At 45.6% G+C, this 11,970-nt stretch carries 13 protein-coding genes; 3 read left to right on the top strand and 10 right to left on the bottom strand.

Annotation, left to right across the window (positions count from 1 at the left end):
- Window positions 1-36 precede the first annotated feature (36 nt).
- Complete coding sequence (iscR, locus tag D1Z90_RS10740; RefSeq protein WP_119910756.1) at window positions 37-543, bottom strand: Fe-S cluster assembly transcriptional regulator IscR; 507 nt, start codon at window positions 541-543, stop codon at window positions 37-39.
- Between the two features lie 121 nt (window positions 544-664).
- Window positions 665-1,414, bottom strand: a complete 750-nt coding sequence (trmJ, locus tag D1Z90_RS10735; protein ID WP_119910755.1) for a tRNA (cytosine(32)/uridine(32)-2'-O)-methyltransferase TrmJ — start codon at window positions 1,412-1,414, stop codon at window positions 665-667.
- A 151-nt stretch (window positions 1,415-1,565) separates the two neighbouring features.
- On the opposite strand from trmJ, the gene suhB reads away from it, so the two are divergent.
- The gene (suhB, locus tag D1Z90_RS10730) at window positions 1,566-2,366 is read left to right on the top strand and encodes an inositol-1-monophosphatase (RefSeq protein ID WP_119910754.1); all 801 of its coding nucleotides are present in this window, start codon (window positions 1,566-1,568) and stop codon (window positions 2,364-2,366) included.
- 54 nt (window positions 2,367-2,420) lie between these two features.
- Here the strand turns inward: suhB and D1Z90_RS10725 are convergent, their stop codons facing one another.
- The 7 genes from D1Z90_RS10725 to D1Z90_RS10695 all read right to left on the bottom strand — a co-directional run bounded on the left by D1Z90_RS10725 (window position 2,421) and on the right by D1Z90_RS10695 (window position 9,641).
- Window positions 2,421-2,792, bottom strand: a complete 372-nt coding sequence (locus D1Z90_RS10725; protein WP_119910753.1) for a rhodanese-like domain-containing protein — start codon at window positions 2,790-2,792, stop codon at window positions 2,421-2,423.
- A gap of 84 nt (window positions 2,793-2,876) precedes the next feature.
- Entirely contained in the window at window positions 2,877-3,824 is a 948-nt protein-coding gene (gene secF, locus D1Z90_RS10720; protein WP_119910752.1) for a protein translocase subunit SecF, read from the bottom strand.
- 16 nt (window positions 3,825-3,840) lie between these two features.
- Window positions 3,841-5,700 carry a protein translocase subunit SecD gene (gene secD, locus D1Z90_RS10715; RefSeq protein ID WP_119910751.1) on the bottom strand — a complete coding sequence of 620 codons (1,860 nt, stop codon included), beginning with the start codon at window positions 5,698-5,700 and terminating at the stop codon, window positions 3,841-3,843.
- Window positions 5,701-5,719: 19 nt separating this feature from the next.
- On the bottom strand, window positions 5,720-6,055 hold the full coding sequence (gene yajC / locus D1Z90_RS10710; protein ID WP_119910750.1) for a preprotein translocase subunit YajC: 336 nt from the start codon (window positions 6,053-6,055) through the stop codon (window positions 5,720-5,722).
- A 24-nt stretch (window positions 6,056-6,079) separates the two neighbouring features.
- Window positions 6,080-7,207 (bottom strand): tRNA guanosine(34) transglycosylase Tgt, encoded by a 1,128-nt coding sequence (gene tgt, locus D1Z90_RS10705; protein ID WP_119910749.1) that lies wholly within the window; start codon window positions 7,205-7,207, stop codon window positions 6,080-6,082.
- 39 nt (window positions 7,208-7,246) lie between these two features.
- Window positions 7,247-8,314 carry a tRNA preQ1(34) S-adenosylmethionine ribosyltransferase-isomerase QueA gene (queA, locus tag D1Z90_RS10700; RefSeq protein WP_119910748.1) on the bottom strand — a complete coding sequence of 356 codons (1,068 nt, stop codon included), beginning with the start codon at window positions 8,312-8,314 and terminating at the stop codon, window positions 7,247-7,249.
- A gap of 103 nt (window positions 8,315-8,417) precedes the next feature.
- Window positions 8,418-9,641 (bottom strand): S1 family peptidase, encoded by a 1,224-nt coding sequence (locus D1Z90_RS10695; RefSeq protein ID WP_119910747.1) that lies wholly within the window; start codon window positions 9,639-9,641, stop codon window positions 8,418-8,420.
- Between the two features lie 252 nt (window positions 9,642-9,893).
- Between D1Z90_RS10695 and D1Z90_RS10690 the strand changes: the two genes are divergently transcribed.
- Entirely contained in the window at window positions 9,894-10,337 is a 444-nt protein-coding gene (locus D1Z90_RS10690) for a CBS domain-containing protein (protein ID WP_119910746.1), read from the top strand.
- 288 nt (window positions 10,338-10,625) lie between these two features.
- Here the strand turns inward: D1Z90_RS10690 and D1Z90_RS10685 are convergent, their stop codons facing one another.
- Complete coding sequence (locus tag D1Z90_RS10685; RefSeq protein WP_119910745.1) at window positions 10,626-10,988, bottom strand: hypothetical protein; 363 nt, start codon at window positions 10,986-10,988, stop codon at window positions 10,626-10,628.
- A 148-nt stretch (window positions 10,989-11,136) separates the two neighbouring features.
- On the opposite strand from D1Z90_RS10685, the gene ppk2 reads away from it, so the two are divergent.
- The gene (gene ppk2 / locus D1Z90_RS10680) at window positions 11,137-11,934 is read left to right on the top strand and encodes a polyphosphate kinase 2 (protein ID WP_119910744.1); all 798 of its coding nucleotides are present in this window, start codon (window positions 11,137-11,139) and stop codon (window positions 11,932-11,934) included.
- The last annotated feature ends 36 nt before the right edge of the window (window positions 11,935-11,970 follow it).

Genomic DNA, 11,970 nt, shown 5'->3' with positions numbered 1-11,970 from the left:
CACAACGAGTCACGCTCAGTTGTGCATCTCACATTGCTATAAGCGAAAATTTACTTCTAATTGGTCTAACTTATTTACCAGCTTGCTTTCGATGCTGGCTGATTTCATTTTGTTATCTTGTGCTTCAGCAATTTGCCTGACTTCGGCATTACTGACTAATTCTTGCAAACTGATCCCGTTAAGGAATTCGCTGATGCGCTCACTGAGTTGATTCCACAATGAGTGAGTGAGGCACTGGATGCCATCTTGGCAGCCGCCACTGCCCATGCATTTGCGTGCATCGACAGACTCATCAACCGCTGAAATAACCATGCCTACAGATATATCAGCCAAAGGCTTATCAAGCAGATAACCGCCACCAGGGCCGCGTACGCTGGAGACTAAGCCTTTTTTGCGTATTTTTGAAAATAACTGTTCTAAATACGACAATGAAATGCCTTGGCGCTCAGATATTTCAGCCAGCGGTACTGGACCACGATCTGTGTGCAAAGCAACATCAAGCATTGCCGTTACTGCATAACGTCCTTTTGAAGTCAGTCTCATCACGTATCTCTGTTATTAATATACGGGCATTATTTAATAACTGACTATTTTAGTCAAGTAAATATCCTAGTGTTTTACTCGGGTATTTTGGACTGACCAATTAACACATTGCGTAATAAGCTTATTGGCCTTTTTTACGCTTTTCTGGACGTGTGATGCCTTGAGCCGTTTTATCTATCGAGCTTAAAAAGCCACGAAGGATATTCAGCTCTTGTGATTCCGGCCTGGCACGATTGAAGAAACGGCGCAGCTTATTCATCACTTGACCTGGGTGTTGCTTGATAATGAAGCCTATTGTTTCAGCTGTGCTTTCTAAATGCTTATAAAAACGTTCTAAATCTTCTGATAATGGGTACTCTTGCTCAGTTTTCGGCCATTGTTCTTGATTCAAGAACGCCATTCTGACCTCGTAACTTAAAGTTTGTACCGCCATGGCTAGGTTGAGTGAGGAGTAGTCCGGATTAGCCGGGATATTGACATGAAATTGACAACGTTGCAGTTCTTCGTTGGTTAGGCCGGTTCGTTCACGACCAAAAACAATGGCGACTTTGGCCTCTTGACCTTCTGTCACCACTTTTTTGCCCATTTCGCGGGTATCTAACATCGGCCAGTTGAGGGTTCGGCACCGGGCACTGGCTGCGATGGCTAATTGGCATGGCGCTAACGCGTCTTCTAAGGTTTCGACGATTTGGGCATCTTTGATAACATCCGATGCACCCGCTGACATCGCAATCGCGTGGCCATCGACTTCACACTCAGGACTGACCAATACCAAGTCTGACAATCCCATCGTTTTCATGGCCCTAGCCGCGCTGCCAATGTTGCCAGGATGAGAGGTGCCGATTAGCACGATACGAACATTGTCTAACATGGTTTTACTCTGAGTCGCTATAAAAGCGCGGATTCTATCACAGCATGACGGTGAAAAAACGCCTTTTTTGCTTTACTCGCCAGATAACCCTTGTTAGACTGCGCGCCGTAATTTTATACAATGTTCTTTAACATCTAGTGGTGAATCCGATATGCATCCAATGCTAAATATCGCGGTACGTGCAGCACGTAACGCGGGCGATCTGATCGCAAAAGCTTACGAACAATTTGACAACGTCGAAGTTGAACAGAAAGGTCTTAATGACTTTGTAACTAATCTCGATAAAGAAGCTGAACAAGCTATTATCTATACTATTCGTAAGTCTTACCCTGACCACTCTATCATCGCGGAAGAAAGCGGTGAGTTGGAAGGGGCTGACACAGATCATCAATGGGTAATCGATCCACTAGATGGTACGACTAACTTCATCAAAGGTATCCCACACTTTGCGGTTTCAATTGCCCTTTTAGTCAAAGGCAAAATTGAACAAGCTGTGGTATACGATCCAATTCGTAACGAGCTATTCACCGCTTCCCGTGGTGCTGGCGCTCAACTCAATGGCTACCGCCTTCGTGCAAGTAACAACAAAGATATCAACGGTGCTATCTTAGCCACGGGCTTCCCGTTCAAGCAAAAGCATAATCTTGAAACTTATTTAAGTATCTTTGCTTCTCTTTTTGCTGACGCAGGCGATATGCGCCGCGCGGGCTCTGCTGCGCTAGACCTTGCTTATGTGGCAGCCGGCCGAGCCGACGGCTACTTTGAATTAGGCTTAAAGCCTTGGGATTTTGCAGCAGGCGAATTGATTGCAAAAGAAGCAGGCGCAATCGTCACTGACTTTGCCGGTAACCATAACTACGTTAAAACAGGCAACTTGGTAGCGGGTAACCCAAAAGTGGTTAAAACTATGCTTGCTAAAATTCGCCCTCACCTAACGGACGCCATTCGCTAATTACCGCGATACGCAATGAAAAGGCGCTTTATGGCGCCTTTTTTAATGCTTCGATTAACTTTCGCTTAATGGCAAATTAGCTTGTTGCCACCCCCTGATCCCACCGTCCATGCTCCACACATTGCGATAACCCATTTTCTGTAAGTTCTCGACTGAAAGCGCTGAGCGATATCCACCGCCACAATAAACCACAATTTTCTGGTCAAGGTCGGGGTAGCGATGTTCAATATCTCGTTCCAAAATACCGCGCCCCATATAAACAGCGCCAGGGATATGTCCTTTCGCCCACTCACTTTCTTCACGGTTATCAATCAGTACAAACGCATCGCCCTGCGCTTGCCACTGCTCAACTTGGGCCACATTGGTTTCTTGAATAACTTGGCGACTGGCGTCAACCAAATCTAAAAAGCGCTGACTATGCTGCATACTGGGATCTCCTTGCACAAATAATACTTACCATAACAAAAAACCCGCCGAAGCGGGTTTTAAAACGTTAAAAGACACGCAAGATTACGCCAATGGCTCTTGGTCTGCGCCTTCTTTTTCAATTTCCACTGGGATCATGTGCTCGCGCGATATACCCAAGTTTACGGCCAGCGCACTGGCAACGTAAATCGACGAGTATGTACCCACGAAGATACCAATCAACAAAGCCGATGCAAAGCCATGGATCATGGTGCCACCTTTGACGAACAAGGCTACCAATACAAACAAGGTTGTACCCGAGGTTATCATGGTACGGCTTAATGTTTGTGTTAATGAGATATCCACGATCTCTTTGGGACCACCTTTACGAACGCGGCGGAAATTCTCACGGATACGGTCATAGACAACGATAGTATCGTTTAATGAATAACCGACCACGGCGAGTATCGCAGCGAGTACCGTAAGGTCAAACTCAAGTTGAAGCAGCGAGAAAACCCCCAAAGTTAAGATAACGTCGTGAGCTAGGGCAGACACTGAGCCCAATGCTAAGCGCCATTCAAAACGCATGCTAACGTAAATTAAGATACAAGCTAAGGCAACTAATATAGCCAAGCCACCATCTTCTGTCAGCTCTTCGCCCACGTTAGGTCCAACAAACTCGATACGACGCATTTCAACGCCAGCATCAATATCAGACTTCAGCGCAGCTAAAATTTTCTGGCCAATGACCTCACCTTTTATGCCTTCGCGAGGTGCTACACGCACCATGACTTCTTTTGAGCTACCAAAATGCTGCACGATAGCGTCATTAAAGCCTTTCTCAGCTAGCACTTCGCGCACTTGCGGCAAATCAGCAGGCTGCTCAAAGCTTACTTCAATTAAGGTACCACCCGTAAAGTCGAGACCCCAATTGAAGCCTTTTACTGCCATGATGCCAATCGCAGCAACTACTAACAATGCCGAAAACAATGAAGCCGGCTTGGAGTAGCGCATGAAGTTGATCGTGTCGCCTGGTTTTAGAATCTGAAACATAGTCACTTACTCCTTGTTAAATCGACAGCTTCTTGAGACGTTTACCGCCCCAAATAAGGTTAACAATAGAGCGAGTGCCCACGATAGAAGTAAACATTGATGTCGCAATACCGATCATTAATGTCACCGCAAAACCTTTGATTGGACCCGTACCCACAGCAAACAGGATAAACGCAGTGATCAAGGTAGTAATGTTGGCATCGGCAATGGTTGAGAAAGCATTGCCATAACCTTGGTTAATGGCTTGCTGCACGCTCTTACCGTCAAGCAACTCCTCTCGGATCCGCTCAAAGATAAGCACGTTCGCATCCACCGCCATACCAACGGTCAATACAATACCAGCAATACCAGGCAAGGTCAGAGTTGCCCCCGGTACCATCGACATAACGCCCACGATCATCACGATATTCACCAGTAGCGCCACGTTAGCCACTAAGCCAAACGCACGGTAGTAAATAGCCATAAAGATAACCACTGCGGTCAGGCCGTAAATCATTGCCTGCATACCATTTTCGATGTTTTGTTTACCCATGCTAGGACCGATTGTACGTTCTTCAACGATTTGAATCGGTGCAATCAAAGCACCCGCACGCAATAGCAGTGCAAGGTTGTGCGCTTCTGCTGGGTTATCGATACCTGTGATTCGGAAACTGCGGCCTAACTGCGCTTGAATTGTCGCTACGTTGATAATCTCTTCGTGCTTTTCAAGCTTTTTCTTGCCTTCAGCGTCCACTTCACCAGTGGGTAGCCATTCGATGAATAAGGTCGCCATAGGCTTACCAATATTGCTTTTGGTCACCCGTGACATTTTGCTGCCACCTTGTGAGTCCAGGTCAATATTTACCTGCGGACGACTGTATTCATCCATGCTTGAACGTGCGCCAACAATGTGGTCACCGGTTAGCATGATCTGCTTTTGCAACACGTAAGGCTGGCCTTCACGATTTTGATAAACTTGCGAAGTTGATGGTAGACGGCCAGCAACAGCATCACGTACGTCCGTTTTTTCGTCAACTAAACGAAATTCCAGCATGGCGGTCGCGCCAAGAATCTCTTTCGCCTGCGCGGTATCTTGTACACCCGGTAGTTCAACCACAATGCGCTCAGCACCTTGTCGTTGTACCAAAGGCTCTGCAACACCAAGCTGGTTAACACGATTACGAATGATGGTAATGTTTTGCTCAAGAGCGTAGTTTTTAGTCTGCTTAAGCTCGTCATCACTCATGGTCACGGTAAGCAAGTACACACCATCAGCTTCTGAGTCATCAAACAAGAAGCCATTGTATTTTGGCTTTAAGAACGTTTCAGCCGCATCGCGAGTTTCCTCATCAGCAAAACGCACTATGACGCCATTTGCTTTTGGGTTTTCACGGACACCGCGATAGCGAATTTTTTCTTCTCTTAGTTCAGAACGAAAATCGCTGACCATTTGCTCTTTCGCTTTGGCAATTGCCGCGTTCATGTCGACTTCCATCAGGAAGTGAACACCACCACGTAAATCAAGACCCAATTTGAGTGGGCCTGCGCCAATGGCTTCGAGCCAAGCAGGCGTCGCTGGAGCAAGGTTAAGTGCGGTGGTAAATTGACTACCTAGCACGTCAGCCATGATTTCTTTAGCCGTTAACTGGTCTTCTGGTTTCACCAGACGAACCAATAGCTTGCCATTTTCAAGGGCTGAGCTCTTCACTTCAATATTGGCTTGTGCAAGGGCATCAGTGACCTTAGAAACCGTGGCTAATTCAACTTCTGCGCCACGCTTTCCAGACACCTGCACCGCAGGGTCTTCACCGTATAAGTTAGGTGTTGCGTACAGCATACCGACGGAGATCACGCAGATCAGCATCAAGTACTTCCACAACGGGTATTTGTTTAACACAGTAAACGTCCTTGTAGACTTATAGAGACTTTAATGTGCCTTTAGGTAACACGGCACTAATGTAGTCTTTTTTGAGAACAATCTGGTTATTTTCGTTTAGTTCAATAGCAATATAATCGTTATCTTCTGCTACCTTCACAATACGACCAACCAGGCCACCATGAGTCAACACTTCATCTCCTTTTGAAAGTGATGCCATCAAGTTTTTCTGCTCTTTTGCGCGCTTATTCTGCGGACGAAAGATCATGAAATAGAAAATTGCTGCAAATACAACTAACATAAAAATCATAGACATGCCACCGCCTTCGGCGCCAGCAGCTGGTGCAGCATAAGCATTAGAAATCAAAAAGCTCATTGTTTTTCCCCAATATTATTAAAGTTATTTTTCATCTAAAGGCGGAACCGGCTTGCCGAGTTTGCCATAAAATTCTGTCACAAAGTCGTCTAATTTACCTTGCTCGATAGCGTTGCGCAAACCTTGCATGACTCGCTGATAATGTCGCAAGTTATGAATGGTATTTAAACGCGCGCCAAGGATCTCGTTACACTTATCCAAATGATGTAGATATGACCGAGAATAATTTTTACAAGTGTAACAGTCGCATTCTGCGTCTAAAGTGTTAGTGTCGTCACGATGTTTCGCATTTCTGATTTTGATCACGCCTTCACTGGTGAACAAATGACCATTTCGCGCATTACGGGTTGGCATCACACAATCGAACATATCAACGCCACGGCGAACACCTTCAACTAGATCTTCTGGCTTACCGACGCCCATTAAATAGCGTGGTTTATCGGCAGGGATTTTAGGCGTAATATGTTCCAGTATGCGGTGCATATCTTCTTTCGGCTCGCCGACGGCTAATCCGCCAATCGCGTAACCATCAAAACCAATATCCATCAAACCGGCCAGCGAAACATCACGTAGGTGCTCATAAACGCCACCTTGAATAATGCCAAAAAGCGCATTGGGGTTTTGTTTTTGCTCAAACTGCTGACGACTACGCTTAGCCCAACGTAAAGACATCTGCATTGACTTTTCAGCTTCAGCTTCCGTCGCCGGGTAAGGCGTACATTCATCAAAAATCATCACGATGTCTGAGCCTAGGTCGTATTGAATATCCATTGAACCTTCAGGGCTCAAGAAAATTTTATCGCCGTTCACTGGGTTGCGAAAATGCACCCCTTCCTCAGTAATTTTTCGGATATGGCCTAAGCTAAACACCTGAAAGCCACCGGAATCGGTCAGTATTGGCCCGTGCCAATTCATGAAATCATGTAAATCACCGTGTTGGCGCATGATCTCTTGTCCCGGACGTAACCATAAGTGAAAAGTATTCCCCAGAATAATCTCTGCGCCAATACTGGCCACTTCTTCAGGCGTCATGCCTTTAACCGTACCGTAAGTACCTACTGGCATGAATGCCGGCGTCTCTACCGTACCGCGCTCAAATACCAAACGTCCGCGGCGGGCGCGGCCGTCTGTATTTAATAGTTCGTATTTCATTTGCTACCTCTTCAAACCGGAAAAACAGTCCGACCGAATTTAAGTGAACGAAGGAACAGTTACGTGCTCATTACGACGGATAAACATCGCATCACCGTAACTAAAAAAGCGATACTTTTCAGTAATCGCCGCTTGGTAAGCTTTCATTACATTGTCGTAACCTGCAAATGCTGAGATCAGCATGATCAAGGTCGACTCAGGTAAATGAAAGTTAGTAATCATGGCATCCACTAATTGAAACTGGTAGCCAGGATAAATAAATATTTGGGTATCATCCATGAACGGGGCCAGAGGTTTGCCTTGCCTTATGCTTGCTTGAGCTGCGCTTTCTAATGAACGGACCGAGGTAGTGCCAACCGCTATTACCCTGCCGCCATTGGCTTTTGTTGCCAAAATTTTATCGACCACATCCTGTGGAACCTCCGCGTATTCGGAGTGCATCTGATGATCCGTTACCTTATCCACTTTGACCGGCTGAAAAGTGCCCGCTCCAACGTGCAAGGTAACAAAAGCTTGCTCGACACCTTTTTCTGTTAGACGTGCGAGGAGTGCTTGGTCAAAGTGTAAACCCGCGGTGGGTGCCGCGACAGCGCCTGGCTTTTTGTTATACACGGTTTGATAGCGTTCTTTATCAGCATCTTCATCTGGACGGTCTATGTATGGCGGTAAAGGCATATGGCCTACCGCTTCTAATACCTCTAGCAAAGAGCGACTGTCGTCAATTTCTATTTCAAATAAACTGTCATGGCGCGCAATCATGGTGGCATTAACTGAACCTTCCAACTGCAATTTATTACCCGGCTTGGGCGATTTAGAGCAGCGAACGTGAGCTAAAAAACGCTTGTCATCTAACATGCGTTCAACCAGCACCTCTAACTTTCCACCGGTTTCTTTTTGGCCAAACATCCGAGCAGGGATCACGCGAGTATCATTGAAAACCAACAGGTCACCGGCTTGCAATTGCGCTTCTATGTCTGCAAATTGTAAGTGGGCTAGCTCGCCGCTGTTGCCATCTAAACTCAATAACCGGCTGGCGGTACGTTCTGCTTGTGGGTAGCGAGCAATTAGCTCGTTTGGAAGGTCAAATGAAAAATCGGTAACTTTCATCACTGCATGCCATAAAAATAGAAGGTCGGTAGTCTAGGCGGGCAACCGTCTAATAGCAAGTAAACTAGGCCCAAGCTAAATAAAAGATAGCCTTAAATAGGCGCTAATCAAGCTTTGCTCTTTCGCGCAATATCATCAGCGCAATAAACAAGTTTAACCAACCTATTGCGCCACCTCCAGCTTGTCCTGCCGCACGGTCTAAATCTTCTACTTGGTTATCGGCTTCAAGGGCAATAGCAAAACGTTTTATCGCGGTAATGCCGGTTTCAGAAATGGCCTCTAGGACCACGTCATTAATTAAATCATTTTGCCCTTCCAACAATATCTGCAAGTTACAAAACTCATCAGGCTCAAGCCTTTGCCCCGTGCAGTCGTCAAACCATGTTAGCTTGGCGCTACTTGAGAGCGACACACGAGCAATATTCATAGCAGAAGTGGAGGTGTTAAACAGTTGCACCGTTTGTCGCTGGGAAATTCTCTCAAATACAGGCGTTAACCCAAAGTGCAATAAACCTTGCTGCTGCTTAATCCAAGGCTTAAAGGCAGGTACAAACGTAAAGGCCGTCGGTAATCCGGCTGAACCACAGCGGCCAGCTGCGCCAAAGCTGGTAATGCCATACTGTAACCACCGCCCTTGTTGCAAAACATACGCCGGGCCACCGGAGTCACCAAAGCAAGCATCTTTTAGGGCTTGACCACCGGCGCAGTAGACGTGTTGTGGCACGTCGTTGTATTGACAAGTAATATGTTCAAGATCAACTTGTTGCAATGTGCTCGGGAAATTTACCCCTGCACGGTCGGTCGCGCCCCAACCAAATGCACGATGAATTGCATTATTTTGTGCTAGTTCATCGATATGCTCTTCACCAAGCGCAGCAGTAGGTCCTGTCACCGCATCGGCAAGGTATAGTAATGCTATATCATTGGCTAATGTGTATGCATCAAAATCGGGGTGAATAATGATCGCGGCAACTTCAAGGCGGTAATCGGTTCGATTTGATAACCCTAGTTCGCTTTGACCTATGAAAGCAGATACGGGTTGATCCAACAAACCATCGCGATTGGCATCAATACCATTGGCATTGACACAATGGGCAGCGGTGAGTAACCAACGCTCCGCGATGATTGAAGCGCCGCAAAAGTGATAAATGCCGTTGCCGCGACCATACTGCAAACTGACGGCCTGCCATTGCTCGCCTGCGACACTCTCGCCCCCGACGATCCTCGGCAATGCTGCAGAAGATAAGAATGGTACTAAACATAAGCTTAATAATAAGCAACGGACTAAACTAATAGGTACAAACAAGGGCGTAACACTCTCGGTCATCTTGTCACCTTGCGATTTAACCTAGGGGTTATTAAAGCTTAGACCTTCGTCGTAGTGATACCAGTTTAGTAAGGACTAACGGATGCTTAAACAGTATAAAAAAATAACATAAATTCATTTAGCAATGTAAAATTACATAAAATCACTTTTTAACAGCAGGATGTACATTCGGTATAACTATTGATAAAGATCAACATCTGTTGTTACAAGAGTCTTTAGATTGAAGGTACACGCACTAAAGGAGGTATTATTATGATTACTGTTTCCGACATTATGACAGCGAAACCTCTCACGTTAACTGCAGCAAATACGCTAGCCGACGCGGCTTCCTTGATGCAGGAAAAAATGATCCGCCATGTGCCGATTGTAAATGATGAAGGCGCCATTACTGGTTTGATAACAGAACGTGATGTGCTAGCAGCAAAAGAGTCAAATATTCAAGCCGATACGTCGGTAAAATCCTCCTCTTCCAGCGTCTCCCTTGGTCAAATAATGAAAACCAAACTGACGACTGTTGATCCCCATGCCAGTGTAAAAGCGGCTGCTATTTACATCCAAAAACACCGTTTTGGCTGTCTGCCTGTCGTTGAAAACGGCAAGCTAGTAGGCATTATTACTGATACCGACTTCGTCAGTGTTGCGATTAATTTACTAGAGTTAGAAGAGATTCATGACGCGGATGTATTAGATATGTAATCCCATTACAGAATTTCAAGGGTATTTTGCCAACAAAAACAGCAAGAAAGTGTTTATTTAGAATAATTTTGTAGTTTTGTTACACCTTTTTATTGCAATGTGAGTTTCATCACATTACTATATCGCTTGTTCCGGTTAGGGGCATTGCATAGCAAGCCAATGCCTTCGCTTTTTAAAAGCCAAACCATTTTTATCACACAGCCGCTGGCTGTGTGAGCACAAGACGATAAAGCGTTATCTCCTTGTAAATTATTCCTTGTATTAGCCTAGCGATTGCTAGGCTTTTTTTTATCTAAAATTTGCCTTACAGCCTTGTTGGATCCAGTCTCGTTGCCGCTTATACCACTCCTGCTGCAAAATAAACTGAGCTTCGGGATAAGGTGGTTCACTGACAGAGTCCAACCAAGAGTGAAGTAAAGTCAGTCGCTTAGACAACCAGCGACAACTTGGGCTAAGCGCCTTGTGGTAAGAATAGAAATAACTTTTTGTTTGCCGGTTAGGCTGATACACCACTAAGCCTTGAGGCGTGGCATTCGCCGAAGGAATAATAATCTCAACGTCTATATTACTCTCAATTGAGGCGCATAAAGCAGCACCGCTTAAGCCAGCCCCTATCGACATCATCAAATAGCTTTTAAGGTACGCCCGCATACTGGGTTGACTCCTTCGGCAGCTTGAACAAACGACAGCAGCCAATATTCAATAACTACTCATAAGTTAACCTTAGCCGCTGTTCTCGCTGCAATAAAGCTGTCTTTGCGCTAAATTTAGAGGTATCTCAGCCAATTAAGGAAGGACGATGGCAAAGTTGAAAAAAAAAGAATATGAAAGAAAGTTACTCGAATTACAAACAGAGCTCGTTAAGCTGCAACAATGGGTCGTTCAAGAAAAGCTAAAAATAGTGGTTATTTTTGAAGGCCGAGATGCCGCGGGTAAAGGCGGCGTGATCAAACGTATTACTGAAAAGCTTAACCCTCGAATTTGTCGCGTGGCGGCCCTACCCGCTCCAACTGACAGAGAAAAAACCCAGTGGTATTTTCAGCGTTACGTCTCGCACCTTCCGGCGGCAGGAGAAATCGTATTATTTGATCGTAGCTGGTATAACCGCGCCGGCGTCGAGCATGTCATGGGATTTTGTAGCCCAGATGAACACCAAGAGTTTCTTCGCTCTTGCCCAGAATTCGAGCGCATGCTGACACGCTCTGGTATCACCTTAATCAAATACTGGTTTTCTGTGTCCGATGAAGTACAAGAGCAACGTTTTATTGACCGGATCAATAACCCGCTAAAGCGCTGGAAATTTAGTCCTATGGACCTTGAATCACGCAGCCGCTGGGCCGAATATTCCAAAGCCAAAGATGAAATGTTTGCTTATACCGATACCAAGCAAAACCCGTGGTGGGTCGTTAATTCTGACATTAAAAAAGCTGCGCGGCTCAATTGTATCAGCCACTTTTTATCGCAAATCGATTATCAAAGCGTTGCGGACAGCGAGATAAACCTGCCCCCTATTAATAAAACAGGCTATGTACGCGCGCCACTTAACGAACAAACTTTTGTGCCTGAGGTTTATGCGAGTAGTTTAGAAAAGGAATAAAGCGGATTCTTGCCCTAGGCGACCCGGTTGCTTAGG

It is taken from the genome of Motilimonas pumila (assembly GCF_003596335.1).
Classification (GTDB): domain Bacteria; phylum Pseudomonadota; class Gammaproteobacteria; order Enterobacterales; family CBDFNC01; genus Motilimonas; species Motilimonas pumila.
Note: the sequence above shows the minus strand (reverse complement) of the source record. Positions and strands in the feature narration are given on the sequence as shown.

Coding starts and splice junctions, on each gene's coding strand:
- suhB (WP_119910754.1), top strand. CDS start 1,566: ATGCATCCAATGCTAAATATCGCGGTACGTGCAGCACGTAACGCGGGC.
- secF (WP_119910752.1), bottom strand. CDS start 3,824: ATGTTTCAGATTCTAAAACCAGGCGACACGATCAACTTCATGCGCTAC.
- trmJ (WP_119910755.1), bottom strand. CDS start 1,414: ATGTTAGACAATGTTCGTATCGTGCTAATCGGCACCTCTCATCCTGGC.
- yajC (WP_119910750.1), bottom strand. CDS start 6,055: ATGAGCTTTTTGATTTCTAATGCTTATGCTGCACCAGCTGCTGGCGCC.
- D1Z90_RS10695 (WP_119910747.1), bottom strand. CDS start 9,641: ATGACCGAGAGTGTTACGCCCTTGTTTGTACCTATTAGTTTAGTCCGT.
- ppk2 (WP_119910744.1), top strand. CDS start 11,137: ATGGCAAAGTTGAAAAAAAAAGAATATGAAAGAAAGTTACTCGAATTA.
- D1Z90_RS10690 (WP_119910746.1), top strand. CDS start 9,894: ATGATTACTGTTTCCGACATTATGACAGCGAAACCTCTCACGTTAACT.
- tgt (WP_119910749.1), bottom strand. CDS start 7,207: ATGAAATACGAACTATTAAATACAGACGGCCGCGCCCGCCGCGGACGT.
- D1Z90_RS10685 (WP_119910745.1), bottom strand. CDS start 10,988: ATGCGGGCGTACCTTAAAAGCTATTTGATGATGTCGATAGGGGCTGGC.
- queA (WP_119910748.1), bottom strand. CDS start 8,314: ATGAAAGTTACCGATTTTTCATTTGACCTTCCAAACGAGCTAATTGCT.
- iscR (WP_119910756.1), bottom strand. CDS start 543: ATGAGACTGACTTCAAAAGGACGTTATGCAGTAACGGCAATGCTTGAT.
- D1Z90_RS10725 (WP_119910753.1), bottom strand. CDS start 2,792: ATGCAGCATAGTCAGCGCTTTTTAGATTTGGTTGACGCCAGTCGCCAA.